Origin of the sequence: Asaia bogorensis (genome assembly GCF_900465345.1) — a bacterium.
GTDB classification, from domain to species: Bacteria; Pseudomonadota; Alphaproteobacteria; order Acetobacterales; family Acetobacteraceae; genus Asaia; species Asaia bogorensis_A.
In genome coordinates, this window is the sequence record NZ_UEGO01000024.1 from 1 (window position 1) to 24,617 (window position 24,617).

The 24,617-nt window shown below is 60.0% G+C and carries 30 protein-coding genes and 1 pseudogene; 5 read left to right on the top strand and 26 right to left on the bottom strand.

Annotated elements, in window-relative coordinates:
- Positions 1-157: 157 nt before the first annotated feature.
- Positions 158-289, top strand: coding sequence for a hypothetical protein (locus tag ED655_RS15990; RefSeq protein WP_277302613.1), 132 nt, complete (start codon positions 158-160; stop codon positions 287-289).
- 213 nt (positions 290-502) lie between these two features.
- Here the strand turns inward: ED655_RS15990 and ED655_RS09010 are convergent, their stop codons facing one another.
- Positions 503-841, bottom strand: a complete 339-nt coding sequence (locus tag ED655_RS09010) for a hypothetical protein (protein WP_122049896.1) — start codon at positions 839-841, stop codon at positions 503-505.
- A gap of 93 nt (positions 842-934) precedes the next feature.
- Here ED655_RS09010 and ED655_RS09015 point away from each other — a divergent pair, with 93 nt between their 5' ends.
- Complete coding sequence (locus ED655_RS09015) at positions 935-1,183, top strand: hypothetical protein (RefSeq protein ID WP_122049897.1); 249 nt, start codon at positions 935-937, stop codon at positions 1,181-1,183.
- A gap of 2 nt (positions 1,184-1,185) precedes the next feature.
- Here ED655_RS09015 and ED655_RS09020 read toward each other — a convergent pair whose 3' ends face one another.
- From ED655_RS09020 to ED655_RS09040, 4 genes are all read right to left on the bottom strand, one after another.
- A complete protein-coding gene (locus ED655_RS09020) occupies positions 1,186-3,393 on the bottom strand; it encodes a hypothetical protein (protein WP_122049898.1) in 2,208 nt (735 codons plus the stop codon).
- Positions 3,394-3,744: 351 nt separating this feature from the next.
- Positions 3,745-3,990, bottom strand: coding sequence for a hypothetical protein (locus ED655_RS09030; RefSeq protein ID WP_122049900.1), 246 nt, complete (start codon positions 3,988-3,990; stop codon positions 3,745-3,747).
- The gene (locus tag ED655_RS09035; protein ID WP_122049901.1) at positions 3,987-4,856 is read right to left on the bottom strand and encodes an antA/AntB antirepressor family protein; all 870 of its coding nucleotides are present in this window, start codon (positions 4,854-4,856) and stop codon (positions 3,987-3,989) included. The genes ED655_RS09030 and ED655_RS09035 overlap by 4 nt, the downstream gene beginning before the upstream one ends.
- Positions 4,853-5,182: a hypothetical protein gene (locus ED655_RS09040; protein ID WP_122049902.1), complete on the bottom strand. Its 330-nt coding sequence runs from the start codon at positions 5,180-5,182 to the stop codon at positions 4,853-4,855. Before ED655_RS09040 ends, ED655_RS09035 begins: the two co-directional genes overlap by 4 nt.
- 384 nt (positions 5,183-5,566) lie before the next feature.
- On the opposite strand from ED655_RS09040, the gene ED655_RS09045 reads away from it, so the two are divergent.
- From ED655_RS09045 to ED655_RS16020, 3 genes are all read left to right on the top strand, one after another.
- Entirely contained in the window at positions 5,567-6,025 is a 459-nt protein-coding gene (locus ED655_RS09045; protein WP_122049903.1) for a hypothetical protein, read from the top strand.
- A 118-nt stretch (positions 6,026-6,143) separates the two neighbouring features.
- Complete coding sequence (locus ED655_RS09050) at positions 6,144-7,001, top strand: hypothetical protein (protein WP_162993464.1); 858 nt, start codon at positions 6,144-6,146, stop codon at positions 6,999-7,001.
- 540 nt (positions 7,002-7,541) lie between these two features.
- A complete protein-coding gene (locus ED655_RS16020; protein WP_122049906.1) occupies positions 7,542-7,865 on the top strand; it encodes a DUF3761 domain-containing protein in 324 nt (107 codons plus the stop codon).
- A 62-nt stretch (positions 7,866-7,927) separates the two neighbouring features.
- Here ED655_RS16020 and ED655_RS09065 read toward each other — a convergent pair whose 3' ends face one another.
- The 21 genes and pseudogenes from ED655_RS09065 to ED655_RS09170 form a co-directional block, all read right to left on the bottom strand.
- Positions 7,928-8,707 carry a hypothetical protein gene (locus tag ED655_RS09065; RefSeq protein WP_205836016.1) on the bottom strand — a complete coding sequence of 260 codons (780 nt, stop codon included), beginning with the start codon at positions 8,705-8,707 and terminating at the stop codon, positions 7,928-7,930.
- 114 nt (positions 8,708-8,821) lie between these two features.
- Positions 8,822-9,304 carry a phage virion morphogenesis protein gene (locus ED655_RS09070; protein ID WP_205836017.1) on the bottom strand — a complete coding sequence of 161 codons (483 nt, stop codon included), beginning with the start codon at positions 9,302-9,304 and terminating at the stop codon, positions 8,822-8,824.
- 132 nt (positions 9,305-9,436) lie between these two features.
- Positions 9,437-9,775, bottom strand: coding sequence for a hypothetical protein (locus tag ED655_RS09075; RefSeq protein ID WP_122049908.1), 339 nt, complete (start codon positions 9,773-9,775; stop codon positions 9,437-9,439).
- Complete coding sequence (locus ED655_RS09080; protein WP_233581956.1) at positions 9,772-10,200, bottom strand: hypothetical protein; 429 nt, start codon at positions 10,198-10,200, stop codon at positions 9,772-9,774. Before ED655_RS09080 ends, ED655_RS09075 begins: the two co-directional genes overlap by 4 nt.
- Positions 10,200-11,726, bottom strand: a complete 1,527-nt coding sequence (locus ED655_RS09085; RefSeq protein ID WP_122049910.1) for a phage tail protein — start codon at positions 11,724-11,726, stop codon at positions 10,200-10,202. Before ED655_RS09085 ends, ED655_RS09080 begins: the two co-directional genes overlap by 1 nt.
- A 3-nt stretch (positions 11,727-11,729) precedes the next feature.
- Positions 11,730-12,005, bottom strand: coding sequence for a hypothetical protein (locus ED655_RS09090; protein ID WP_122049911.1), 276 nt, complete (start codon positions 12,003-12,005; stop codon positions 11,730-11,732).
- A 64-nt stretch (positions 12,006-12,069) separates the two neighbouring features.
- Positions 12,070-12,960: a hypothetical protein gene (locus tag ED655_RS09095; RefSeq protein ID WP_122049912.1), complete on the bottom strand. Its 891-nt coding sequence runs from the start codon at positions 12,958-12,960 to the stop codon at positions 12,070-12,072.
- A gap of 1 nt (position 12,961) precedes the next feature.
- Entirely contained in the window at positions 12,962-13,663 is a 702-nt protein-coding gene (locus ED655_RS09100) for a hypothetical protein (RefSeq protein ID WP_122049913.1), read from the bottom strand.
- A 5-nt stretch (positions 13,664-13,668) separates the two neighbouring features.
- Positions 13,669-14,064: a hypothetical protein gene (locus ED655_RS09105; RefSeq protein ID WP_122049914.1), complete on the bottom strand. Its 396-nt coding sequence runs from the start codon at positions 14,062-14,064 to the stop codon at positions 13,669-13,671.
- A gap of 8 nt (positions 14,065-14,072) precedes the next feature.
- Positions 14,073-14,495 (bottom strand): hypothetical protein, encoded by a 423-nt coding sequence (locus ED655_RS09110; RefSeq protein ID WP_205836018.1) that lies wholly within the window; start codon positions 14,493-14,495, stop codon positions 14,073-14,075.
- Positions 14,480-14,707 carry a hypothetical protein gene (locus ED655_RS09115; RefSeq protein WP_240993591.1) on the bottom strand — a complete coding sequence of 76 codons (228 nt, stop codon included), beginning with the start codon at positions 14,705-14,707 and terminating at the stop codon, positions 14,480-14,482. Before ED655_RS09115 ends, ED655_RS09110 begins: the two co-directional genes overlap by 16 nt.
- Complete coding sequence (locus ED655_RS09120; RefSeq protein ID WP_122049915.1) at positions 14,707-16,065, bottom strand: DUF4043 domain-containing protein; 1,359 nt, start codon at positions 16,063-16,065, stop codon at positions 14,707-14,709. Before ED655_RS09120 ends, ED655_RS09115 begins: the two co-directional genes overlap by 1 nt.
- A gap of 88 nt (positions 16,066-16,153) precedes the next feature.
- Positions 16,154-16,732 carry a phage scaffolding protein gene (locus ED655_RS09125; RefSeq protein ID WP_122049916.1) on the bottom strand — a complete coding sequence of 193 codons (579 nt, stop codon included), beginning with the start codon at positions 16,730-16,732 and terminating at the stop codon, positions 16,154-16,156.
- Between the two features lie 35 nt (positions 16,733-16,767).
- The gene (locus tag ED655_RS09130; protein WP_122049917.1) at positions 16,768-18,258 is read right to left on the bottom strand and encodes a phage portal protein; all 1,491 of its coding nucleotides are present in this window, start codon (positions 18,256-18,258) and stop codon (positions 16,768-16,770) included.
- A 9-nt stretch (positions 18,259-18,267) separates the two neighbouring features.
- The gene (locus ED655_RS09135) at positions 18,268-19,575 is read right to left on the bottom strand and encodes a phage terminase large subunit (protein WP_122049918.1); all 1,308 of its coding nucleotides are present in this window, start codon (positions 19,573-19,575) and stop codon (positions 18,268-18,270) included.
- Positions 19,576-19,578: 3 nt separating this feature from the next.
- The gene (locus ED655_RS09140; RefSeq protein ID WP_205836019.1) at positions 19,579-20,040 is read right to left on the bottom strand and encodes a hypothetical protein; all 462 of its coding nucleotides are present in this window, start codon (positions 20,038-20,040) and stop codon (positions 19,579-19,581) included.
- A gap of 451 nt (positions 20,041-20,491) precedes the next feature.
- Entirely contained in the window at positions 20,492-20,965 is a 474-nt protein-coding gene (locus ED655_RS09145; protein ID WP_162993465.1) for a hypothetical protein, read from the bottom strand.
- A gap of 230 nt (positions 20,966-21,195) precedes the next feature.
- A complete protein-coding gene (locus tag ED655_RS09150; protein WP_122049920.1) occupies positions 21,196-21,393 on the bottom strand; it encodes a hypothetical protein in 198 nt (65 codons plus the stop codon).
- A gap of 1,323 nt (positions 21,394-22,716) precedes the next feature.
- On the bottom strand, positions 22,717-23,448 hold the full coding sequence (locus ED655_RS09160; RefSeq protein WP_122049922.1) for a hypothetical protein: 732 nt from the start codon (positions 23,446-23,448) through the stop codon (positions 22,717-22,719).
- Positions 23,445-24,395 (bottom strand): DUF1376 domain-containing protein, encoded by a 951-nt coding sequence (locus ED655_RS09165; protein ID WP_122049923.1) that lies wholly within the window; start codon positions 24,393-24,395, stop codon positions 23,445-23,447. Before ED655_RS09165 ends, ED655_RS09160 begins: the two co-directional genes overlap by 4 nt.
- A pseudogene (locus ED655_RS09170) lies at positions 24,392-24,617 on the bottom strand (hypothetical protein); the annotation flags it as partial. The pseudogene ED655_RS09170 and the gene ED655_RS09165, both read right to left, overlap by 4 nt.

Sequence of the window (24,617 nt, forward strand, 5' to 3'; positions counted from 1 at the left end):
TATCGCTGATATGGGCGTATGTTTCCATTTTGGCAAATGAATTCACTGATTCGAATTGGACAAAATAGCAACATCGTTGGAAATGCAGGTTTCCACGCGGCTTACGGAACTCCTGCGCCCCGTCAGCCTTGAGTCATCTCACCTCTGGAAAACGACGATGACAAACAAGCCGAACCCAGCCAAGCCGGGGAGCGACGAGCCGTTTGAGCCGTATCCCGACACGAGCCCGCAGCAGGACGACGCGCCTGAACACCCCGATCATCCAGAGGACGGAGGAAAGCCCGCATGACCTCGAAACCGACACCGACATACGATCCCAGCCACCCGGCACCTGAGCCCAAACCAGGCGAGAACGCGCCGCTGCCGGACGCGCCCGAGAACCCGACGAACTGAACCAGAATGCAAAACGCCCCCGCGGATGACACGGGGGCGAATGTCTACCACAGACGCCTCACGATAGCGTGAGTGATAGGGTAGGGGCAACTGGCAGGCACTGGCAAAATCAATTGACCGGACTCCGGCAGGCCTGCTCCGCTCCGTACGCAACGGTAGGGGCCTCACGATGTCTGACAATACGTTCATGCAAATCAAGCCTGAATGCCCGAAGTGCGGCGGCGAACTCGGCGTCGAAGTCCGCGACGGGGAGCCACGTGGTGACGATAAGGTCATCTGCACGTCCTGTGGTTTCGTCGTGGGCGAGCGTAACGAGGTCTCGCGACAAGTCGTGAGCGAGCACGGGGATGAGATCAAGAAAGCGGCTGCGGACCATATCCGCGATGCTCTCCGCAAAGCCTTCCGGTAGGGAAACCTTGATCTCGAGCGGAATTCGACGATGGGTCATTGTGGCGTCCAATTCTGATTGTGCAGGTTGTTGAGAATTGCGCAGGCTGTGCCGCCCCATGGCGGGGCGGGTCCAAGCGTGAGGAGAAAATAAATGTCATGGAAAGAACAAGTAGGCGGCGGTTTCGCCTACATGACGGCGTCGTATGCATCGCATCCATTGGACAATGAGCGAGCTTTCGATTTGCTTCAGATCTTGCGGCGCGAGCAGATTGGCTGGTCCGAAGTAAATCTGGAGTTTCGCGCATATCTGTCAGGACTGGGCGCGAACACGGCCCTTATCGAAGAACAGATGGCGATTGTGGAGGGTCACCTTCGCCCATGGCTCACGGGCGGCGATTAACCTCAATACCCCACACTCATCCCCGGCACCTGGGCATTCGCCAGCCCGTCAAACGCGCCCGACTGGGCCCGGTTTGCGCGGCGGGCGTCGTCCAGATTGATCTGCAGGATCGCTCGGCCGAGTTCGCGTTTGTCTAGGGTGAGGGGCACTGTGAGGTGAAGCGTCTGGCTCTGGGTGCGCTGCTCCGTTCCATATCCTGAAGGCGATGCGCCGCTCGATGTCCGATCGCTACGGCGCGTTGACCCGGCGTTCTCAGGAAAGACCCGCGCCGCATTCAGTCGGTCGATGATTGGGATATTCTCGTTCGAGACTTGGCGCGGGCCGGGCTTCCTGGGTGTGTAGCCGTCTATCCCTAGCTGGCGGGTGAGTTCATCTCTACCAAATTGAGCGTGATACTCGGGGTCGGCTTCGCGCCATAGCGGCCTTCGCGCGCGGTGGTGCTGCATCCATTTGAATGGGTTAAAATCGGATAGCTCATAAGGGGCGTCGAAATACTTTGGCGTTTGCATCTCCGGATGCGCTTTCAGCTGCGCAGCGTGGTCGGCTTTAATCTGATCCTGTCGGTTCCACAAATTAACAGCCAGAATGATACCGCCGATCGCAGCTGCAAGAGCCGTCAGGCCTGTTGCAGCGACAATCAGAGATCCACCCTCAGCGATGAGGCCGATCTTGCTCAGTCCAGAACTGAGTAGCCCCAACGATCTCACACCCAGGCTTGCTACACCGCCGATTGTGCGGATACCTCCGGCCATGGTTCCGAGTGCTACACCAGCAATCGCCGCTGTGCCGCCCAACGCCAGCAGAACGCCGAGGCCCGCTCCTACACGCAGCATCCATTGCGCCGCTTCGGGGTGCGCTGCCGCAGCCCTCGTGAGACTATCAAGCCCGTGGCTGATCCCCTGCATGATGCTTGCTGCATCTTTGGCGGCTGGGAGGCCGAGCGTTTCCATGAGAGACGCCCACGAGTGCCGCATGTTCTCAAGCTGTTGGGTGTAGTTCTGCTGTGCTTGCTCATAGGCAGGCAATCCCGACGCCTGCTCGCGTAAGGTGGTGTCGCGTTGTACGCTGGTGAGCTGCTGAACGATAAGCGCGCCGAACCTACGCGCGGTCTCAGTCGGGAGGGCTGAGTAGAGTTCATTCCTTACGTAGGCGTCATAGCTTTCCGTGTTTCCAGGACGGGTTGCGATGCGGGTCTCATAGTCATGCCGCAGGCGAGGGGAGAGCACATCTCTGATCCAGGGGAAGAACCCCCTATTTGGGTCATTCAGTTCCTCCGCCCCGGCCACTCCATCGCGCCTGACCGTTACGACGCCGCCTCTTCCTACGTGATACCCATGTGCCGTCAGGTCAGCGCGTTGTTCGGACGTGAGATGACCCATATGCTGGATCGACCCACCGGTAAAAATACCGAGCCGCTCAAGCTCGCGAGCGTTCCTGTCGGGCATGATCCCGCCGTAAAAGGCGCGGGACATTGCTGTAAGTGCCGTACCCGCCCGGTATCCGCCCATCTCCATTGCGGGCGTCATCATCGTGTTCCAGAAGGCGTCAGGCGTCATACCGCGTGCCGTCACTGCCCCCATCTGCATGACACTCAGAAGGTCTTGCGGCTTGAGGTTCCCACCTGACGCCTGAAGTGTGCGGGTCGCAGCGTCGAGATATCTTGCAAACCGCCCTTCATCGAAATTCCCATTGGCGTCATAGCGTGCTCCCCCCTGCATTTCGACTGTGCGGAATAGCTGCTGCGATCCATGCTCCCCATAGAGGCTGCGGACCCGCAGGTAGTTCGGAAGGACAGCGTTGACTTCTCGGTAATCGCTGCCGTTTGGACCTGTGCCCACGATGCCACGCAGTTCGCGAATGGCATTCACGCGGTCAACGATGTCCGGGCCACGCACCTGGCTCATCGAATTGTAGGCGACCGCCGTTTCCTGTGCGATCTGCTTTTGGGTCATGCCCGCCTGGAGCATGGCAGTCTGGGCGCGTTGAAGTTTGGCGCCTGCTTCGGCCATTGAGTTGACGCCACGCATCATCTCGCTGCCGACGAAAACACCCCCGAGGCCTGCGACAAGCAATTTGACACGATTGAACGTGCCCTCGAGCTCCTTGGCTGCGACATTGACGCCCAGTACCTTTGCTGCAAGCGCCTGCAAGGCCTGCGAAAAGTTGTCGGTCATGCCGATCGCGACACCGATGCGATAGACGTCAGCCATATGCTATACTCCGGGCATGCGCCCATCTCGTGACGAAACAGACGACGAATTTGATGATGGGGGGACGCCCATGTGGCGTCAGATGCAGGCTGATTTGGTCGCTGATATGCCGCAGTTTCGGGCGCGACACCCCCGATCGGTCTCGGCGCGCAAACCTACCGGCCAGGTTCGGCACGTTGTAGCCACCGCGCCCAAACAAGCATCGCATGAACGCAGAATAGCGCCGCATGAGGTTTCGTCAGCGGCGGTCCTGCTGATCGTGTTAGGACCGGTAGTAGTTTATTTCATGATTGTGCTCGCAGTGATCGCGTACTGTTTGCTCTACGACGCGATCACTGCTTGGTCAGGATTTTAAGTGAGGGCGGGACGCTTCCGCTGCGCTCTTTCAGCCCCGTCGCCATACTCCTGATAGAGCGCAGTCAGCGCCCTTACCGCGTTCTCGGAAAGAGCCCTGCGCTTGGTCGGGATGCCTTGGCGAGCCAGATGCACCTCCCTCAGGTCGCTTTCCAGTCCGGCCATCCAGTTCGGGAGAGACGTGATGACCTTCCCCCATGTTCGGGCGAAGTCTTCGCCGCTCTCAGAGGTCAGCGCGCTCATGACGCTGCCTCCTTCGGGCGGGAGAAAGGGCGCGGTGACAATTCCGTCCGGCCTTTCTTCCCCTTGGGGGCAAAAGTGCCTTGCCCGGTCATCTTGTCCATGTGCGCGCGGATCATCTCTGCGCCTTCAAACTGCATCCAGCGGGGAACAGCATCAACGTGGAACAAGTGCCGTTCCTGATCCCTGCTATGCCGGATGCTGCCGCCCAGATCGTTTCTGAGAAGCCAGTTCACGCACCGACGCGACATATTGCGGATGAGGCCGCCTCGGCCCTTTTGCAGCACACCGGCATTTTCAACGAAGAAGCGCATAGGGCGGTAATCAGTGGTGAAGCCTGCCGACGGGTCATACGCCGTTATCGCTGTTTCCAAGCGCTCGACCAGCGTGGCCAGGCGCGCCTCTTGGGCGTCCATCCGGGCAGTGACTGGCAGCAAAGCTCGAGTGATCACCGCTTTGGTGATGCCGCCATGCTGTCCCGCGCCCAAAGGAAGGGCCGCGCTGATAGCTGCCTGCTCGACCCACAGGAAATAACGCCGAGCAAGGCGGCCCATTTCGTTGTTCTCGATCATGGCCAGTTGCTTGGCCATATCAATCGTAAGGCTGTAGTTTTTTAGGTTGTGGCCGCCAGAGCCATTTTGCTTTCCCGAATTGGAAAGCAAAATTTGATAGTCAGAATCCTCCTGAAACCCATGACTTTCAATACGGGCAGGCAGCCAGGCTCCAAAGGCTCGGCCAACCTTGAGGCCGGCGTGAAGGGCCCGGCCATCGACGGTAAGGCACTTGCGGCCACCAATGGTGCTTTCGGTTGCAACACAGATGGTCGCGATTGCAGAAAACTCTGCGGGAACGGGGAGATTGGCGTTCATGCCGCGCCTCCCTCGAGTCCTGAACCCCGGTACACTTCCTCGAGCCTCATCTTGGCGGACTCCAGCACGCGGTTTGCGAGCAATTGCGCCTGCTCCACAGGAATTCCGCTCTCAAGATAGGAGCCATATATGCGCCCGCACGTCTCTGCGACGTAGGTAGCCGCATCTTCTAGAGTCATGCCCTTCGATTTGGCGGCCTCTACTGCGATGTAGCCCATTCCGTATGGGGTGAACTTGGGTTCGCCATCCTCGCCAATTACCATTGCGCCGGGCGGGCAGTTCGGACCGATTGCCCATTTGTCTTCATTTGTGCTATCTGCGGTCATCGCAGTGTCCTTTCAGGGTCATTGTTCAGAGGCATCGGGGGATTGTTTGGCGACGTGCCCCGATGCCTGCTTTTCCGAAAATTTGAGCCCGATTTCGATCAGGCGAGTAATTGCTTCATTCCGGCTACGACAGCCGGAAGGGATCCCGTATGCGTCGATCCGTTCGCAAACTGACGCCCCGATGCGTAAAGGGAGGCGTTTCATAGGCTCCCTCGATATGCATCCGTTGCCATATCCTTTTACCGCAGCCAATATGCTGTCCTCCGAAGTGGCGCCAAGATTGGCCCACGTCGATGAATAACGCATGTATGAACTGTGATGTCAATTGCAATGTCAGTTAACGGCGTGCTGAGTCGGGAAGGACGTGAATTTTAGGAGACGACTATGGCTCAGTCACCCGAGAAAGCGACGACAGAACGACGCATACACGTTTTGCCCGTGGAGCTGCTTGAGCGCGTCCGGGCCTATCAGAGCGACAATGGCATAGCGTCGGAGGTTGAGGCAGTCCGGCGTCTGCTGAGCGAAGCACTCCAGGCTCGCGATTCCGTCGAAGACATTATGAAGCAAGTAAGAGCACAATTTCAGCGGGATCGAGATCTCCGGGCTCTCGCGAGGGACGTTCTCAGCGGCCACATCCTCGTCAAGCAGATCGAGATAGGTGATAGCACCTTGACGTTCCAAACAAGGTCGAACGAAGTCGGGCAAATATCGCGCGACGGCACAATGGCGATAGGCACTTCCGATGAAGAAGGGAGGTTTTATGACCTAACGCAATGGCCGCTCAAACCTAAGCGCAACGTATCAAAACCGTCGGATGATCTGGATGCAGAAATCCCATTCTAACTGGCCCTGAACCGGACTGAGACTGGCTGACGAAACCGGACGCTAGGATGGAACTCGCATACCAAACCCGGCAAGAATGTGGCATCATCTTACAATCGCTGGGGAGATGTGCGGGCACATGTCGTATTCAATCACAGTTCGTCGTCCAATTCTCGTTAGCGGGATCTTCCTTGCGCTCTCTACCCCGCCGACAATGGCGCAAGACAAAGCCGATTACGCAAACGGAGATGCCGCCAATGGCTTCAGCGCCCAAGCGTATCCCATGTCTCAAAATGGTTGGGCAAGGAATGGGTTCACGCCGGAAGAGCGCGACCAACTTATGGCGGCGGGCCTGCCTAGTGGCGATGAGGCCATAAAGTGGATGGCGATCACGGGCGAACATACGAAGATGCCGCCATCCACCGTTGGGGAATATTACCGGGCGGGGCAGCAATACGGCTTTGCTGCTGATGACCTAAGGGCGGTGTTCGATGCAATTGCTCAGAATCCCCCAAGGGAGTCCTTGCCTGATCAGGAAATCTATCGCGAGGCAGCTGCCGTCCATCGAGGCGGCAACGCCACAGGGCTTTATCGTGATTACACGGCTTTGGCCGCAAAAAAGAAGGTCGAGGCTGAGACCTTGGGAGCGATTGGGCAATACGGTTCAGAGGTAGTCAAGGCCTGCGGCGGGGCGCCGATTGATCTACCGTTGGTGGCGGCTTTTGATGATCCATACGCCCCCAAGGGCAAGTGCTTCACAACCACTATTGCGGTTCGCTGGGGGCAAAAGCAGTGGCTGGATGAGCATACGCTTCTCATTACAAACGCGATGCCAGGGACCGCAGAAGTCTATCCGGCTATCTTCAATGATCCGAAAGGTCATTTGAAGTACGGAAGCCGCGCTCTCGTCGTCGGAAGCGATCCCATCACCTACACCTCAGTCCTAGGCGCGCAGACGGTCGCCCCGACCTTCGTGGTGGTGAGGTATCTGAATTGAGGAGTGATTGACTCGACTCCGCGCCGTGCTCGACCGTGAGGCAAAGGAGCGGCCATTATGGAACTTGCTTGTTCGGAATGCGGGGCGGCAATCGCCCTTGATATGGAAAGGCGCACATTCGGCGTCCCGATCGCGGATTGGCTTAAATGTCCGCGCTACACGCCGGGCGAGCATCTCACATGCAAGCGGATGATGGCAGAGGGAGCGGCTGCTTTGCAGGAAGCTATTAAGGATTAAAGGTGAGAGGCTACCGGCCGGCGTTGCAAGCCACTCGCAGCCCTTGCAATCTCAACCGTCCGAATTTCGGACGGTTGATGGAGCGCATCTAAAAGACTGCAATCACCTTGGTCGATCTCTATGTCGCGCCGCTGGGTTCAACTCGGCGGTGCGACGGCCTTCTAGGAAGGTCTTAGATGCTGATCTGCCTTGCGGCTAGAGAGCAGCGCACGGAGCGACTTTAACCTGTCGTAATAAATTGTCTAGTTCGCTCCTTACAAACAACTGATAGGGACCACTCACACGCCATGTGAGGAATCCTTGATGCCACGTTTTTTGTTCTCAATTGCAGTTTGTGTTTCAGCAATCGTTTTCACCGCTCCGGGTTTGGCTTTCGATAAGACAACCCAAGGCCAAATACACACACCGACGATAAAGAGTGCACCGCAAGAAACGCAGCTACTGGAACACCGGCATTACACGAACTCCGATGGGAAGCGCGTGCATTCACCTGCGCATGTCGTGGGCGGAGGTATTCCAGCCGGAGCTTCGGCCAAGTGCGGCGACGGCTCCTACTCATTTAGCCTGCACCACAGAGGCACATGCTCGCATCATGGCGGAGTCGTGCAGTGGCTGAGTGGGGGTTGACCTGAAGCTGTGATAGCTGTTGCAGAGAGGCGTGCGACCTCTCAGCAGCACGGACACCTGACTCATTCGTGCTCAGATGGGAGATAAAGCGGATTGCTGACTCTCCCTTTCACAACGCCATTGAGCGATCCAGCGGCTCCAGCCCATTTTATGGGGATGGTGTCGTGATCGAAGGACGTATCAAGCTTGTTGCCCCTCAAAATCCCGTAGAGTTGGTAATAGACCGCATCGGCTTGAGTGACTGTCGCCTGTGCAAATGTCCAATCCTCCGAGACAAGCGTACGTGCAGCAACCGACCCGCAAAGGCGCTTCTCAGTAAGCGTCAGTGCAGCTGTAGTGACAACGGCGGCATCTGGCGTCGTAGTTGACAGATCTTTCTGAACGAGATCGTTGCGTCGAGCCTGTTCTGCGGCGTCTACATCGGACCATGACAGCGGATCTGAATGCTCAGCAAGATTTTTGTCGTCGCGAGGGTCTTCCAGTGGGCCGAAATAGTGTCCGCCCCACAGGAAGACAGAACCCTTTGGAACAACGATCTTGCCGTGGTCGAACTGTGACTGGAAATCTGAGGGATAGCGCGGATCTTCTCGCTTTGCGCACACGATCAACGAATTGTCCGGCGCCCCAAGATAAAGCGCAGCGTAATCGGAGCCTTGGGTGACATCGTAGGTAACTGACGGGCTCGCCGCTTGGGGTGCCTCCTCATCGTGATGGCGGACAAGTACCGATTGAGTGGGTCGTGTAGGTTGCGCAGCGGTGACCTGGGGCTCATCGGGAATTGCCGACTCTGATTGCGGCCAGAGCGACTGTCCGATCAGAAATATGCACAGCCCCGTAAGCATGGCCGCGATGCTGGCCAGTATGACGGTCAAAGCCTTCTTGAATTTCGCACCCACTTCACTCTCCCCCTTTATGCGGAGAGTGCCACCTTGGCCTTCGGTCTGGAAGCAGGAACGTCAATCCCCATCCAGCGGCAAAGCTCCGTTCGCCACACCGTCACCAGTCAGGCTAGCAACAAAGCGCCGGCCTAGTGCCTGCACCACTTCGTCAGTTTTCCTGATGAGAGCCCCCGCCAGGACCGTGCGGGGCGGCTGCTTTTCAGTTCCAAGCTCGAAATAGGCAAGGTTCTGATCGTCCGAGCCAATATGGGCCTCGGAGCCCTCAACCCGGTGGTTAATACTGTCGCGCATCGTGCCAGAGCGCAGGCCGGGATCGTTCTCGGAGTAGCCCTGTCGAACGCGATCATCCTTGGTCGCATCCGCCAGTTCCGCCCATGGCACGAACGGCCCGGCCTGTTCCTGGTAGTGTCCGATCTCGGCCTTGGCCTCGTGCTCGACAATGCGTGCGGCTTCTTCGAGAGCGCTTCGCTTGCGATGCTCTACGGCAAGAGCGGCCTCACCTAGAAAGGCAGCAAAGGCCTCAGGGGTAAAATCACGCATCGTCGCGCCTCTCAAACTGCATCTGGTCCCAATCAAAGCGATTGCCCTCCATTTCAGAGAAGGCAATCGCGTGGGCCATAACCTCAGCGTCGGTCAGTTCTTCAGTTGCCGTGAGGTAAGGCACCCCATTCTTTACGAGCCAGAGCCGGTCTCGGAATCCTGGGGCGCCGAAGAGTTTTTTGCCTCTTCAACAGCCTTTTCCTGACGAGCCTGCATCCACTCGATCGCAGCCGAAGCCGCTTCTGCATCCACGCTGTCCCACAGGCCGTCGATATCGTTGAGCGATGAAATGCGTGGCGGCAGGGGTACGCCATCAATCGAGACGACGCTCGCTCGGGCAATCGTGGCCGTGGTCCAGAGGTTGGCGCCGAATGCCTCGCCACTGAGGCGTGCCAGACGCGACATGGCGCTTCCGACAACCTCACGCACTTCGATTTCACGCCCCTTGGCGTCTTTGATGGTATCGGTCACGAGATTTTCGTCCTTGTGCTGGCATTGAATTCGAGGCGCTGGGAGGTCTTGTTTTCAGACTGCCAGCGACCGGCATCCGAGAGCCTGACCGTGCAGCCCGCGTACTCCCATGTCGTTGTGGAGCCATCCTTTTCGGTGATGTACTGATAGATGGTCCCTTGGCCGATCGTGCCAGCGTTCCAGAACGCGGCCTCTTTCGCAGCGATAAGGCTGTCCAGATCGGCAGAACTGCGGTCCACGTCGAACTGACCGCGCCAGCCGTTTTCGATATCCGTGAAGATGGGAGGCGAATTGAGCGGCGTGCTGTTGACCTGATGGGTCTGTTGCTGGCTCTGGAAGCCAGTGACAATCGGCATATTGATCTTGGTGCCATTCCAGAGCAGGACAACCTGACAATCCCGCCCGACATTGAACATGTTGGCCATCAGACGCTCCCGCTAGCCGAGGCGATCTGCACCGAGGCGCCGCCCTGAAGGTTGAGAATGAATTTCTCGTTGATCCCCTGATACTGCACGGCAATATCGGCCTGAACGTAGCCGAGTGCGGTGCGGGTAACGGGGTTGTTCGTGCGATCACAGATCACGGTGTAGGGCAGGGCACCATTCACCGTCGCCAGCTGACCCTGACCCAACATGCCGGACAAGAGCCCAAGAATGGTCGCGCGGATCTCTGCAAAGAGCGTGTCATTGACGACAGCGCCCACATAAACGCCCATGCCGCCCGCCAGCGTCGTGGCAAGGTAGTTGGTCATGCGCGTGTAGCTGTCTGACTGCACTGTGGCCGTCAGGCTGGTGTTGTGGCCCGATCGGCACGCCCAATAGGCACCGCCCGGCGCGGGGTTGGCAATCACGTCCAGACCGGCACCGATCAGGGCAGAGAGCTCTGCTGTCGAGTAGGTCGTCGTGCCTCCTGCGCTGGTCTGCCCCGCCTTCTGGCTTCCGGCAATGCCCGCAAGCTGCTTGTTCAGGCTGGCATTTTGTGGACCCAGATTGGCGATCACGCCGGCTGCAAAAGCCTGCGGTGGGGCAAGCATCAGCCCGTTCGTGTCGTCGTTCCACCATAGCCAGTCGCCGTGCATGACCTTGAGCGCGTAGGAGGCACCACCTGAGGCGGCCATAGCCGAGACCGCAGCAGAAACGCTCATGCCGGCCGACATGCTACCGACCATGTAAACGCCCTCGCCGAGACCGAATGCCGCCTGCGTCGAGAAGGTGCTCGTGTCGGTCAGGCCATGCAGCACACCCAAGGCGCAGCCCTGACCGCGCAGGGCGTACATGCCCGTTCCGGCGCCGGATACCGAGCCGTCCGAGCCTATGAAGGCGGTTGTGCCTGGGGCGTTGCCATTGGTGCCGCCAGTCAGGGCGACAGTCGCCGGATAGTCCGGCTCTGTGCTGGGTGAGGCAACCACCGCAAGGATGCCCAGCTTGCTCGTAGCATTCACCGCACTGACGATCGCCTGCATCGAGGCCAGAACGCTGCTCTGGATGGTGACCGAGTAGACCTCGGCGGTCTGGGCAAACGGCGCGCTGAGCGTGACCTGATACTGCGTGGCAGTTTTCTGCACCGTCATCGACAGGGCATTGCCCGATGTGCCTGTGTATCGCGCCGTGAGGTTCAACAAGCCCGTCAGTGAGCCTGTGGCCGCCGTATCGGTCCCATCGGTCACACGCACGCAGCGGAAGTCAGAGGCACCCTGTAGCGAGGCGATATTGACCGCCAGCCCCATATCGGTTGCGGCTGCCTGCTTGGGGCCGAACGCGGCCAGATAGTCACCCATGCCGCCAATGATGACTGGCGTGTTGACCGGGCCCCACGAGGCCGTGCCGACAATGCCCACGCGCCCCGATGTCACGCCGTTGAGCAGCGTCTGCGGCTGCACGATCGAGACATAAAGATCGGGCACAGTAAGTGCGGTCGTGTTCAACTGACCACTTTGATAGATCCTCGACATGAATCAGCCTCCAAGGGATGCGGCACTGACCCGCGTGCAGTGATTGACCTGCCCGGTCGCCTCGATCTCGGTGATCGTCGCAGCGTCGGTGATCGGCGCAAAAGCCGGGCACCCCTTGCCGAGCACGGTCAGGGGCTCGCGGGGGATGTAGGCGTAGTCAGGCGCCGGGCTGACAGTCGCGGTCTTGGTGGTTGTCGCGCCCGATACGGTCGCGCTGGCCGCCGGATCGGCAGACGCAGCCCCGCTGCCCCCGCTCGATAGCGTGGTTGTGCCGCTCATGAATTTTCCTCGAAGGGTGAGTGAGAAAGAGGCGAGGGGCGTCAGTGCCGTCCCTCAGGAGGCGTCATTGCAGGTTGTCAGGGATGACAGACCCGAATGTCTGGATCACAGGGCCATCAGGCGTCTGGACATGCACCACACCCGCGCCAAAGAGCATCTGTGCTGCGGCCTGGGTCTGTGTGGTGTCGTAAATCACGTTGAAGCGCATATCGCGCCGGTAGAGGCTCTGGGCCTGCATCGTGTCGATGTCAGCTGATCCGGCGAATTTGAGCTGGCATTGCGCCCCGTCCGAGGCTGCAAACCACGTCACGCCAGACAGCGCCCCATCAAGCGCCGAGCCGAGCGCATCGCGTCCTTCAGGCGATCCGGACCAGAGCGTGACCAGAAAGAGTTGCTGCTGACGCCTGGTGATGCGCGTTGCCGTGCCGGTTCCGCCCGTGGCCGGGGTCAGCCCGATCGCATGCGGAATGGTGAGCTTCGGACCTAGCGTCGTTGCACCGGGGAAGAATGCGGCCAGAGCGGCTGCAATCGTACCCACCGTGTCTGATGGCTGCACAGCATGGACAGCAGCCAGCCGGTCGGGGAAGGGTGCGTTCGCATCGGCGCGAACCTGAAGCCCGACATTGCCGCCCGGCACCGCCCCGTCTGTGATCGACACCGTCGCCGTGTTGCCCTGGACATTCAGCGATACAGTGGGCGCCGTGATCGGCCCCGTTTCCCAAGGCCAACCCAAAGGCTCGGGAATGGTCCGATACGCGCCCTGCACCGGCATGACGAGCACATAGTCTGTCCCGCCCTGAGGCCCGCATATGCCGGACATGACAGCCTCTGTAAGCCACCCACGCTGGATGATCGTTCGGCGTCCAGAGAGTGAGGCGGCGTTCGTGCCGTTCAGGTAAAGCAGGCTCGAACAAAGCTGCGCCAGCCCGGTTGCTACGCTCGAAATATCGGACATGTCAGACCTGCTGTGTGACCATCAGGCATTCATGCCCGTATTGCGAGGAAGCAACGCCGGTGATTGTGTAGGCCTGCCCCGCCTGGGTCGCGACCGTCATATAGGAGGTCGGAGAGAAGTCAGGCATGACCGGCAATCGCATGAGAAGCGCGGCGGCCGGAAGCGCGCCGGGCGTTCCCGTCTGAGGCACGTAGCCACGTCCGGGCTCACCGATCCATGCAGGCCAGCCGGTGGCCAAAACCACAGTCCCGGCCGTCGCCCCGCCATATCCCGGTTGATACCCAGCTAGTGGGCAAGAAATTCCCCCTGCGGACGGCCCTGACCCTGCACCCGGCGCCCCCGATAGAGTGACCGTCGCATTGCTCAGAATGGCCTGTGCCGGGCGGAAGGGCTCGAACCGAGTGATGAAGAACGTGCCCTCGTTGGGCAGCACGAACACATCGCCCGGCGCGACATCGGTCGTATCGAAAAGGCCATATGCGACCGGCTTGCCCCACTGGACGGGACGCCGGAACGCGAATTCCGGGTCATCGTTGAACGTCGCCATCACAAGCGCATGAGGGGCGGGCTCGCAGGGCATCGTCAGACATGATGGCCGGTATTGCTGCGCCACTGACCCAAGGCGCTTTGCTGCCTGCTCGTATCCGCGCGCTACGTGGCGCTGAATAGCGGTCTGGCAGACGCCCTGGTTGATGGGTGGCATGGCGCTTACTCTTCAGGTTTATCAGGCGGCGGTAGTTCGGGAGGCAGTTGTTCCGGCTCTGCGTCGGGTGCGGCAGCCGCAACCGGTGCGGGCCAAGCGTCGTGATAGGCCGCCATCTCGGGGCCGAGGGCCGCCTCACGACCGCCAGACGCCGACACATTGCCGTTGCGATCGACCAGATGGCCGATCATGGCCCCGGCGCCCGTCACCTTGAGAGCGCAACGCCCAGTGAGAGGCACCTTGCCAGCGACAGCCACGGGCGCATCCTCGAACGGCGCTGCGCGATCGTCATAGGTATGAGCAACGGCGCGCACCGTGCCATCCTCGGCCAGTGCCCAGGCGATACGGGGCAGGGCGAAGCCATTGGCGTTTGTGATGATGGGATCGTCTTTGTAGTCCATGCTCGACCTCAAACGATGATGCGCCCCGCCTGCCCGTAAACGCCGGGGCCAACAGGGGCACCGAAGAACGCGCAAAGCTGCTGACGCCAATAGTTGTAAAGGGCCACCCGATCGGCGACCTCGGACCGGTTGTGCTTCCAGACCGCCGCCTGATCGGTATCGAGATTATCCGTCGCACCGTAGATCGCCTGTTCAAGGCTGATGCAGTTCGTCAGGTAGGAGCGGACCTGTGCCAGTTCAGCGGGTGACATGTTCTGGAAGCGCCACTCGTTGAATCCGTAGGCGGCGAAGAAGCGCCACGACTGCTCGCCCGAACTGATGCCGCCAAGAGCCGGATAGCCCATGAAGCGGCGGCACATGACCAGTTCATCACTCGTGAGCGGAGCAGTCGCAAAAGCCGGCGTTGGAATGGGGGTCAGTGATCCTGACATTCCACAATCTCCCAGGACGCGCCACGCTCGATCAGGAGCGCAACCGTGGCGGGATTGGTGACAACCTCGCCAGCAGGCCAGTGAAAGACGCCCTTGTTATGGACGCTCTCGATAAAGCCGTGCGGCGCGGTCAGGCGAATGGCCTGAGGCTGAGGAAGCGTCGTTTCCGACGCCTCCCCATGCTCAGACAGATTGCGCGGACGCCGTGCCATCAGTCTGAAACGATCTGGTCAGTTCCGAGGCTTTCAATCACGATGCCGCGCTTGAGGTAGCTGTTAGTGGCAGTCGGAATAATGTCCGGCGTTGCGGTCGTATCGGTCGGCAAAGCGAAGCCGCCGATCCAGTACCACGACTGCGCAATGATCTGCTTCAGTCGATCAAGGGGCTCGCGCGTCACCATTGCGACGCTATCGATCATCTCGATCAGCCCTTCTTCCATGCCCGGAATGTCGGAATGGCCCGTGTTCTGGTAATCGCCCTCGACCAGCGCGCCCTTTCCGACAATCAATGCACGATGGATCGGGCCTGCGCCAAGAGATGCCTGCTGCGGCGCTTCAGTTGTATCGATGAATCGAGTACCCAGCAGTTCGATGATCTGTCCGTCACGGTAGGAATCAGAGTTGTAGGCGCCGCGATACAGCTCCTTGAAGTCTGGATCACGGAACAGCGCCTGTCTCTGGATCGGGTCCAGATAGCAGTTATACAGACCATCGATGGTCGGCACATTGTTCGAACGCAGCGTAGCAACGGCTGCGTTGACATCCTGAATGCCGAGCGTGTCGCCAGACTTGAATGCTGCGGAAGTGGCGCGTCCGTTCGTGCGTAGCACCAGAGGCGCAGTTGCAGCGCGAACCGCCTGACCTGCGGTGCCATCAGATACAGCGACATTTGCAGAGAACACGAGTGAGCCCGAGATGCCGTTCGGCGCAGTCGAGACAGAGGGTGCATCGAGCAGAACACCGACCAGGGTATAGACGCCGGATCCGACCGTGACTGTCATACCATTGGTCGCACTGACCGGCACAACCTGGCCATTCAGCAGGACATTCTGGAAGCCGCGGATATCGTCGACCTTCACTGTGCTGCCAGCAGCCCCAAGCGTGGTGGTCACTCGCGTGTTGCCGCCGAGATAACCGCCGACGCCGTTCTGCCCGCCACCAAACAGCGTGTTCCGAGCGAGACGATCAAGCGACTGCATCGCCTGGATGCCATTGGTGTGGGCGTTCGCGAGGAACTGATTGGCGATGCCGACACCAGACGTGACCATGTTGAGGTCGATCGTGTCGCCATACTGGTTGATCGTCAGCGTGTATTGCTCGACGCTCCAGCCGCTCTGCGTCAGGCCGTTGTCGAAATTGGTATTGGCGGCCGGGTTCAGCGGCGTGGTTACCGGTGTCTTGAGGCTCTTGCGTGTCTTGGTCAGCGTTTCACCGATCTGGACCGGGAAGAGCTCGCGATCTGCGACCGCACGGAAACCGAGTTTGGACTGTAGTCCGTTCTGGAATTCACGAGCGAGAAAGCCTTGCTGAATGGCCGCCGCCAGATTGGCGGGAAAGTTTTCGATACCCATTGGGGCGTGTCCCTGTGTCTGTTGAAGTAGTGGGGCGTGCCATCAGGCACAGTCACGCCCAGCATCAGCCAGGCGGGGAAAGGGATTGTCAGCGTGCGAGGAACAGGCGCTTCTGCGCCTCGTAATCCTGCGTCGCCATTGTGCGGGCGTTGACCGGCTCGGGCTTGCCCGGCTGGGGAGCAGGAGCGGTGCGGGTCGTACCTTGCTCGGCACCGGTCTTGGGCGGCTCGCCGAACAGATAGGCCTTGCTCTCCTTGGCGGCTTCAAGGGCTTCGGACAGCCCTTCGAACGTGCCATCCTCGCCGCGCTTGACACCAGAGAGATCGAGCAGGCGCACCACATCAGCCGGGTCATGAGCGCCCAGTCGGGTCGCAATCGCCTCGGCCTTCGCGTGCATCAGGGCCTTGTCGCCTGCCGAGCGCAGTTCGGTCATGGCTGTTTCGTTTTCGGCGCGGAGAGCATCATTCACAGCGGTTGCTTCGGCCAGCTTGGCGTCATGCTCAGCACGCTGCTTCTCCATCTGGCCCTTGAGACCGTCACGCTCCTTGCGGGCGCGGTCAGCGTCTTCCTGCACGCCTTTGAGTTCGGCACGCAGTGTCTTGAGGTCGGCGCGCGCGCGCTCGAGCTCCCGAACGGTGTTCGGGTCGATTTCGGTTGGTTCGGACATCTGTCTCTCTTTTCGGGGTGCGGCATCAGCCGCGATTACGCCTCGACCTGATGCGATAGCGTCTTGCCAACGAGGGCATCCTTGCGAACCGCGTCGGCGGGCTTGGCCACGCGCTCACCATTCGCAATCTCAGCTTTGATCGCCGCCCATTCCTCAGAGGCGTCAGCGACACCAATCCGGGCGGCGTAGATCATGCATGCGGTCTGGTTCGCGATCAGACCACCATCCACTGCAGTCACGAGCCCTTGGGCCAGCGCCAGCAATTCGGGTTCGGTCGGGTCGAACCACGGCGGCCAGTGCAGGCAAAGACCGGTTGGGTCGAGATCCTTATGCCGCCCGCCGTCGATCAGCACGCCGTCAGCCAGAGCCGCGGAGAACTGGCAGACCATGCGGAGCAGGCATAGCAACCCACTCTCGCCGTATGACTGCCTGAGCCGATCCGTGAGCCATATGAGCGGCAGGCACATCATCTCCATGGCTCGGCCGGACTGCGCTGCGGAAATCTTGTCCGAATGAGCGCGGTTGCCGTGAAGCTGCTCGAGCACAAGGGCTCGCAATTCCCGGTAGTGGGTCAGGACCGCATCAGCCGCCGCACCGTTGATCTCGAGCAGCTTGGCATCGCCGTCCGGGGGCAGGGTTAGAGCTGAGGCCGCACCACCTCGACGGGCTGGGGCGCCGGACTCTTCCCGACCAGCCTTGAGCACCAGCGTTGGGTCGGAGGCGTAGCGCAAGCCGCGCCCACCCTGCGATAGAAGGTAATCGGCCTCGATGACGGTATCGATCGCCTTCTCGAACGTGCAAGCCCCGTCAGCCTCGCCTGGAGCGCCGCCAAGATTCCGGATCCAGACAACAGGCACAAAGCCAAGGCCGTGCTTGCTCGACCGCTCAGCATCAATGCTGGCTGACTTGGCCGAACTGACGGGCTGCGGCTGCATAACCTCGCACTCTTGCGCAGTCCATGTTCGTTGCCACCAATACAGCGCACCGGTCATATCGTCAGGGATCGAATGGCCCGACGCGGCCAAATCGGATCCTTGGACAATGAACCGCTCTTGCACGGAAAGAAGGCGACCAAGCGCATCCCAACGTGGCGTGAGGTAGGCGGTGTCGAGCAATGTGGGCGCAAGCTGGCTATCGATTGCCTCGACCAGGATCGCGACAGAACCGACCGAACCCCGCGTTGCGGCCTCGACCATAAGGGTCCGAAGCCCCGCGCACCGGGCAAAGGCATTAAGCGCATCGCTCGTGTTCTGGTCCGTTGCCCGAAAGCTCGGCCAATGCGTGTCGCCAAACAAGAGCGACACACTGTCATCAACCACCGTTCGGCACAGATTGGTGCGGACGGACGGGCGACGGCGGGAGAGGGGAATATACTCGCCGGCCCCGGAATACTCCTCCGAGAAATCGTGCGGCAGAACGTCATACATCGTTCCGTCGAGCACGCGGCGGAGATTGAGCAGACGAGCACTCCGCGCGGCCAGACCTTGAGGCGCGACGTATCGCTCAGTGAGATGCCGCCAGTCCATGCGAGAGCCTTATCGTCCAAAAGTAACCGGTGCAGGCGCCCATCCAGCCGGGGCGCTCTGCTTTTCGAGCATCAGTTCTGTCAGCGCCCATACCAGCGCGTCGGCCCGGTCAGGCGAGCGAGCGCCCTGAAAGCCGGAAGCCGAGAACTGACACATCTGATCCTCGAGATCGGGGAAGCGCCCGTGATGCGTGACCTTGCCTTGCTCATAGAGTGCGGCGATCGGCTCGGCCCGGGCGTATTTGCCGCGTGAGGCCGTCACCATCTTGATTGGCGCGGTTGCCCTGACCGATCGTATTGTCTGCTCGACCATTGCACCGCCAAAGTTACGTTCGGCGATGATCCGATCGGCCTTCCACAGGTCGAGGGCATCGAGCGCGATCTTTGCCCACCCGGCCGGACCGGTGCGGCATGTCAGATCTGCGAGCACATGGCCGCAACCTTCGCGGTCGATGCCGCAAACGGAAATGCCAATCTCGTCCGAGCGGTAATCCTCCTGGCCCGAACAGCCGGAGGGATCGACCGCTACGACGATGCGACGCATATCCGCGAGGAGGACAGCGCGTTCCTCTTCAGTGACCGCAGAGGCCCGTCTGATCCGATCCAGCGTCCAGAGCGCGCCGTCAATCGCAGTCTGATAATTCCCGAACAGGAAGCGCTGACGCTCCTTTTCCGGCAGTGCCTCCAGCTGGGCGAGATACTCAGGCGAGAGATTGTCCCGGTTCGCGTCCGGGTTGATCTGCATCGTCGCGTAAGACGCCGGATCGGGCAGGGGCTCGCCGCCTTTCGGCTCTATCCGACGCTCGAACAGGCTGTAGAGCCAGTGCGAGGTCGTTGGCGGGTTGGCGTCGATATACTCCTTGGCGACCAGCTTTGTTTTTTGTGCCAAGCGCGTCAGCAACATGTTGCGGGCGCCGTAGCTGATCTGGCTCGCTTCGTTCAGATAGACGGTGGCGAACTCCAGACCCAGAATCTTCTCGGTCCTGTCCGAGCTGTCGAGGCCGTGAAACAGAATCTCGGAGCCGTTGGGCAGGCTCACGAACCAGTCAGTTCTGTTCAGGGTGTACGGCAGATCAGGAAAGCAGAGGCGCATGACCTTCGGAAAAGTATCGCCGATGATCGTGTGTTTGAGGGCGTTGAACCTGTGCCTGAAGATCCCGTGCCGCGAGCCCGGGGCCATGACTGCCCGGATGACGATTGCGCGGACCAGCAGGAACGTCTTGCCCGAGCGCGACCCGCCACGCAGTAGAATGTGCGTTGCAGGCGAGCCTAAGAGCCGGTTGGCCTCAGCCTGCGCAGGATTGAGCGTTGCGACCATGCCTCAAAGCGCGCTGTCGTCCGGTGTGATAGTGATGGCAACCGATCCCGACTGCTTCACATCATGCCGCTCTCGGTATTTTTCGGGGCGGTGCGCGCGCAGCAGCAAGGCGGTCAGTGAGTCGCTAAAACGTTTTTGCCTCAAGGGCTCGCCGGTCTTAGGGTCGAGGACGATCTGCCCCATTGAGACCACATATTCTTCGTGCCCATCGACTGCGCGGCGTCGGGCTTCGGCCTCTAGAGCGTCTGTCGCCTCGTCAATTGCGTCGTCCCAAGCCGCAGCGAAGTCAGGATCTTCTGAGCGCCACCTGTAAACGGTTGTGCGATCCAGAACGGCAACGCGCGCCGCTTCCGAGATATTCGACGTTTTGCGCAGGTGGTCGAGAAAGACGTCTCGCGCATCGCGCTTTGGCTTTGTGGTTTTTGTAGTGGCCCGGCTCTTTACCGGACGTTTGCGCCCAGCCATGCGACCTCCAGGCAATTATGTTTATGAGAATTTAGCCACAAAGACGCCGAGCAAAAAGCCACTCGTCCTCGCGTCTCTGCACGTCGAGCTCAACCCGAACGGCTGCACGCGCACGCCGTAAAACAGCCGTATCGGCAGCGCCGATTTTCATAAGTCTCTTGGCATTTCGAAAAAGCCGTGGTGCGCACCTGATATGACTGCGCGTAGCGACTCCCATCCGCAAAGTCTCAGGCCAGGACAGGGGGATATCAGCCCTATGATGGGGCGCTGAAGAACCAACGATTTCGCAGAGAACGGCGGCATTAGAGCCCAGCCCAACCAGAAAAAACCGAACCGCGCCGAACTGCACAATATCGCCCACCGACAATCGCGTTGATTGAGGGAGCATTGTGGACCGCGCAGATTTAGGGATTTATCAGATATTATCCGTCTGCATGGCCGTTGTACAGTGTTATCTGCGCGCCTGTTCCTTGCGCTGCTTTTGCAAGCGGCAGGCTGATTTATAGGCGCTCGGCAGGATTTGCAGCAGCACGACTGCGCGTTCTCTTATGGCCTTTTCGGCGCTTGTTTTGCTCCGTGCAGGGAACTTCTCACGCGCGATTGAGGCGAAAGACTGATCGAGAGAAAGGAGCCGGACGAGCATATCGTGCGCATCATCCCCCAGGTTGTCGCGCACCAACCCCACCCGTTCACTGGCGATGCCGCGTGACGTGGCGAACGTGATCGCATCGCCGCGAATGTAATCGCTCGGTAGCGGATTGTGCATAGCGTCGGTGTAGCCGTGGACGCCAAATTGGTAATCGCTCAACCAGCGCTCAGCCAGGGTTTCGGCTTCAGCGTCGAGCTCGCCAGCCTTGCGCAGCGTCAGGAGGTGGTTGCATCGCGAGCGCTTGCCGACAGGACCTTGGTAATCGTCCTTGTTCACGCGTTCCATCGTTGCGACGAGCCCCGTTTCGAGCCTCGGGGCCGGAGGGCGCTTGGCTGCTTTCGGCCTCGCCATTTGAGCAACAGTTTCATGGATTTTCGGGGCTGTCGTCATACCCAGATTCTACCAGAATCAGCCCTCCGGTACAACGAAATCCGCTTACCCCTCACAGGTATCACGCCGCGCTATCAAAGCACTCCTGACGCGTAACCCCGCGCGATCCTTACGGCTTAATAACGGCGACGTAGTCGATGCGCATTAAGCAACCTCAAACTCAGTTGCGCGATGCAGGCGAGAATGAGGAGAAAGGCAGACATATAGAGCATAGCTTCCATGCCATACTCGATCTCTATTTCCATCGCCCGCAAACTTACGATGAGCAGGCAGAGGGCGAACAACACTAGCGCGGGGATCTGACTTTTCAGCATTTTTCTGATCCTGGTTTGGTAACGGTAATCTCCGTTAATTTCGGATCAGGAATCAAATTAAACCTGCGCTGCCAGCGGAAAATTCATTGCGGCTGCTGCCATAGAACCCCGGATCGTCGCCCGTCACGCGCTGGTCGGGGTCTCGGCTGGCGAGCGTGTCGGCTAGGTCGCGCCAGGTGGGGAAGGGAAGGCGACCGCTCAAAAGTGGATTCCTCCCCACCGCAGCATGAGCAAGCCGAGCGGAATACAGACGCCCGCTATCGCGCCACTGACAACAGCGTCAATCATCTCCCGGCACTCAGTAGCACCATGGAAATTCCCCTGTCCCGCTTGGGTTTTATCGTGGTTCATGCGCCATTCTTTTCTGGTTTCGCACCATGGGGTCCATCAAACCCCCTCCCCACCAGAAGCGCGCCACATAGCCGTCCGCCACGTTTCGATCAGCGGCAGAACCCAGAACTCAGCGAGCAGGCACCCCGCCACGACGCACGGAATGTAGAGCAGCAGCCCATCGACAATCCCGAAGAGGTAGATCCCAGGCAACGCGAGGACCGCAAGAGCGACCCAAAACCACCAGACCTTGAGAGCCCATTTCCGCCCCGTACAGCCCGGTCCAATTTCCGCCCCGTACAGCCCGGTCCAATTTCCGCCGGCGAGTTTGTCGCCTCACTCTCTGCGCGGCGCTCAACCCCGATCTGCCCCGGCTCATTGCTGCCTGTGCATTCAAAGCCATGCCACTCATGGTGGGGACAGCGCTTGTTTCCGCACCGCCTGCAAGCATAGCGCCAGCCAGGCTTTGACAGGCCGGGGAAGCCGGGGCGAGAGGACTGACACCGGTCACATCCGCACTCTTCGTCAAGCGTCGACGTTTGCGCCTCACTGGCCGTTCCGACGTTTCCGCTCCGAGTGGGTGTAAAATCCCCTACACCGCCCTCAGCGGCCCGCATTTTGGCTCCTAACGCATACCAAGCGTAAGTCAGCATCTCGAATTCGCTTGCCGGTTTGCCGCAGGTTTGCGTGATAGAGACGGAAACCCCAATCGGCCAGTCAGCGGAATTCGTCGTTTCGCTCATCGCTGGCTGCCTTTGATCGGATGAAAGATCTCCGCAATGAGGGCACCAAGCGAGAGGATGAGCCAGGAGCACGCGCCAAACCATGCCCCGCTCTCATCGCCAGCCCGAACGGGCCCAACGGTGATGCAAACTAGCACCCCGACCCAACAGGCAAGCGCGCAAACGGTCAATGCAGCGTTTTTCGTCATGCCCGACAGTACCACACCCCGAGTCCCGTTTGTACCGAAATCGCCCGTATTTGCTGGGTTTTTCATGCTGTGGCCCTCTGTCTGAGAGGCTCGGGATTGGCAGCCATTCCGGCGCTCGCAATCGCATCCTGCACAAGCCCGAGATGCTCAGGAGCCCGGTTCTTCACTGCTGCCTGGATGGCCCGAAGCATGACGGCTTTGAACGGATGGTCTCGCAGAGCGCGCAAGGTGGCGTTGAGTTGTCGCGCATCGTGCCAATCCTGCCCGGTGCCACGATCTTCGGCCAGTTTGCCGGTGATGCGCAGATAGGCGTCGGGGGCGTAGCGCCGGATCATGCTCAGACCGTTCCGCTTGCGAGCGACCTTGGCCCGCTCATCGGCAATGGTCTCGCCTTCCTGCGTCCAGCCCATATCCTCGTTCCGACGCCAGAACCGCATCCAATTCTCGTCACTCGGCGAAAGCGGGGCGCTGTCACTCGTCCCGGCAATGCGGAGATGCTGCCGGTTTTCCATCTGGACCCGCTTGATGGCCCAGTGTTCCTGGAGCTTCGACGCCAGGACCGAGAACGCAGGCCACCACTCGCAGCCCTCTGCGACGTAGTGCAGCGCGTCGAAGTTGAATGCGGCGTCTGGCAGATCGGTGCGCAGGAGCATTTCCGCATATTCCGCGACCATGGCCCCGCGCTCCTGCGGTGTCATCTGGCCTTGATGCCGGACCATGCGGGCGAGGCGGGTAAGCCACGTCGCAATGGCCTTCGCTGCTTGCGGGCGATCTCTTGCAATCAGTTCGCTCATAGGCCCAAGGCCCTTTCTTGGTCTCGGAGCGCGGCGTCGAGATCGACGTCATCGAGCCCCCAGTTTGTTTCCAGTTGGCGGAAGTCGCCAGCGGTGCGGTGCCGGATCGCCCCGGCGATGAAGGCTTGCGGCTCGGCTGGCCGCGTGTCGGCTGCATGGGCGATGATGTCGTTCAGCATCGCGCAATCGTCGCCACAGTCCTTCAGCCATTTCCCGAGCAGCGTTCGGACCTTTGGCCCCGGTATTCCGGTCATGGCCTGCACAGTCGTCACGCCAGTTCGGAAAAGCGCCGTCCGGGCGTCGAGCGGAGAATCGGGAGGGATGACAGCGACAGCCTGTGGTTCAGCGCCGGGCGAAGCCGCGGCACACGAACGTAGTGAGTGTGTATTACTGTCCCTGTCCCTGTCCCTGTCACGCCGCGCGGCGCGTTGTACGGGGGCGTTTCGTTCCTCGGTTTGATATGCGCCTGAAACGCGTTTCACTTCCGTTTCACTGTTGTCCGTGTCATCCGCATGAGACGCGTTTCGCTCTTGATTGCGGCGCATTTCACGCCACTGTTTCAGTCGCTCCTTGTCGTCAGTACGGCGCTTGCTCTTGCGCAGTCTTTCTTCGTAAGAATCAATGGCTTCAGCGCAGATCATGGGGTGATAAAGGCGCCCGTCTGAGCACTCGATAAAGCCGTGCAGAGCCCGTTCTTTTACGTCCTGCCAAGCCTCGATATCGCGTCCGAAATCGGCCAGCGTCGCGAGCGCGCGATCGCTGTTCGGCAGGCTTCCGGCTGGCACCTGATTCCATGCCGCCCACCAAAGACGCAGACCTGCGCGGAACTCGTCCGCGCTTGCCTCGGTGTAAAACTCGCTCGCGAACAGCTTGTGACCAAAAAGCGGCATGAATTCGTAGCCGCGCAGGTCGCAATACTCGGGCGTCAGGGGTTCTGGTTTGCTCATCCCACCACCTCATCAGCCACAGGCACATCAGGCAGGAATCCGATGATCGGCGGCCCCGAATATCCGTGCTCAAACACGAACCACGCATAGGCAATCGCACCGCCTTTCGCGGGTACGTCAGACCCACCAGGCGGCATCGACATGCGCTTGCTCGACACCCACACACGGGCGAGCGGAACCGTCTTGAACCATTCCCGGCGCTTGATGCTTTCGAGGAAGGCA

Coding starts and splice junctions, on each gene's coding strand:
- ED655_RS09035 (WP_122049901.1), bottom strand. CDS start 4,856: ATGAACGCCAATCTCCCCGTTCCCGCAGAGTTTTCTGCAATCGCGACC.
- ED655_RS09100 (WP_122049913.1), bottom strand. CDS start 13,663: ATGCCACCCATCAACCAGGGCGTCTGCCAGACCGCTATTCAGCGCCAC.
- ED655_RS16020 (WP_122049906.1), top strand. CDS start 7,542: ATGCCACGTTTTTTGTTCTCAATTGCAGTTTGTGTTTCAGCAATCGTT.
- ED655_RS09115 (WP_240993591.1), bottom strand. CDS start 14,707: ATGGCACGGCGTCCGCGCAATCTGTCTGAGCATGGGGAGGCGTCGGAA.
- ED655_RS09085 (WP_122049910.1), bottom strand. CDS start 11,726: ATGTCGAGGATCTATCAAAGTGGTCAGTTGAACACGACCGCACTTACT.
- ED655_RS09165 (WP_122049923.1), bottom strand. CDS start 24,395: ATGAGCAAACCAGAACCCCTGACGCCCGAGTATTGCGACCTGCGCGGC.
- ED655_RS09030 (WP_122049900.1), bottom strand. CDS start 3,990: ATGAGCGCGCTGACCTCTGAGAGCGGCGAAGACTTCGCCCGAACATGG.
- ED655_RS09040 (WP_122049902.1), bottom strand. CDS start 5,182: ATGACCGCAGATAGCACAAATGAAGACAAATGGGCAATCGGTCCGAAC.
- ED655_RS09120 (WP_122049915.1), bottom strand. CDS start 16,065: ATGGGTATCGAAAACTTTCCCGCCAATCTGGCGGCGGCCATTCAGCAA.
- ED655_RS09045 (WP_122049903.1), top strand. CDS start 5,567: ATGGCTCAGTCACCCGAGAAAGCGACGACAGAACGACGCATACACGTT.
- ED655_RS09090 (WP_122049911.1), bottom strand. CDS start 12,005: ATGAGCGGCACAACCACGCTATCGAGCGGGGGCAGCGGGGCTGCGTCT.
- ED655_RS09095 (WP_122049912.1), bottom strand. CDS start 12,960: ATGTCCGATATTTCGAGCGTAGCAACCGGGCTGGCGCAGCTTTGTTCG.
- ED655_RS09105 (WP_122049914.1), bottom strand. CDS start 14,064: ATGGACTACAAAGACGATCCCATCATCACAAACGCCAATGGCTTCGCC.
- ED655_RS09130 (WP_122049917.1), bottom strand. CDS start 18,258: ATGGACTGGCGGCATCTCACTGAGCGATACGTCGCGCCTCAAGGTCTG.
- ED655_RS09125 (WP_122049916.1), bottom strand. CDS start 16,732: ATGTCCGAACCAACCGAAATCGACCCGAACACCGTTCGGGAGCTCGAG.
- ED655_RS09150 (WP_122049920.1), bottom strand. CDS start 21,393: ATGCTGAAAAGTCAGATCCCCGCGCTAGTGTTGTTCGCCCTCTGCCTG.
- ED655_RS09010 (WP_122049896.1), bottom strand. CDS start 841: ATGACCCATCGTCGAATTCCGCTCGAGATCAAGGTTTCCCTACCGGAA.
- ED655_RS09015 (WP_122049897.1), top strand. CDS start 935: ATGTCATGGAAAGAACAAGTAGGCGGCGGTTTCGCCTACATGACGGCG.
- ED655_RS09135 (WP_122049918.1), bottom strand. CDS start 19,575: ATGGTCGCAACGCTCAATCCTGCGCAGGCTGAGGCCAACCGGCTCTTA.
- ED655_RS09160 (WP_122049922.1), bottom strand. CDS start 23,448: ATGAGCGAACTGATTGCAAGAGATCGCCCGCAAGCAGCGAAGGCCATT.
- ED655_RS09050 (WP_162993464.1), top strand. CDS start 6,144: ATGTCGTATTCAATCACAGTTCGTCGTCCAATTCTCGTTAGCGGGATC.
- ED655_RS09020 (WP_122049898.1), bottom strand. CDS start 3,393: ATGGCTGACGTCTATCGCATCGGTGTCGCGATCGGCATGACCGACAAC.
- ED655_RS09065 (WP_205836016.1), bottom strand. CDS start 8,707: ATGCTTACGGGGCTGTGCATATTTCTGATCGGACAGTCGCTCTGGCCG.
- ED655_RS15990 (WP_277302613.1), top strand. CDS start 158: ATGACAAACAAGCCGAACCCAGCCAAGCCGGGGAGCGACGAGCCGTTT.
- ED655_RS09070 (WP_205836017.1), bottom strand. CDS start 9,304: ATGCGTGATTTTACCCCTGAGGCCTTTGCTGCCTTTCTAGGTGAGGCC.
- ED655_RS09080 (WP_233581956.1), bottom strand. CDS start 10,200: ATGGCCAACATGTTCAATGTCGGGCGGGATTGTCAGGTTGTCCTGCTC.
- ED655_RS09110 (WP_205836018.1), bottom strand. CDS start 14,495: ATGTCAGGATCACTGACCCCCATTCCAACGCCGGCTTTTGCGACTGCT.
- ED655_RS09140 (WP_205836019.1), bottom strand. CDS start 20,040: ATGGCTGGGCGCAAACGTCCGGTAAAGAGCCGGGCCACTACAAAAACC.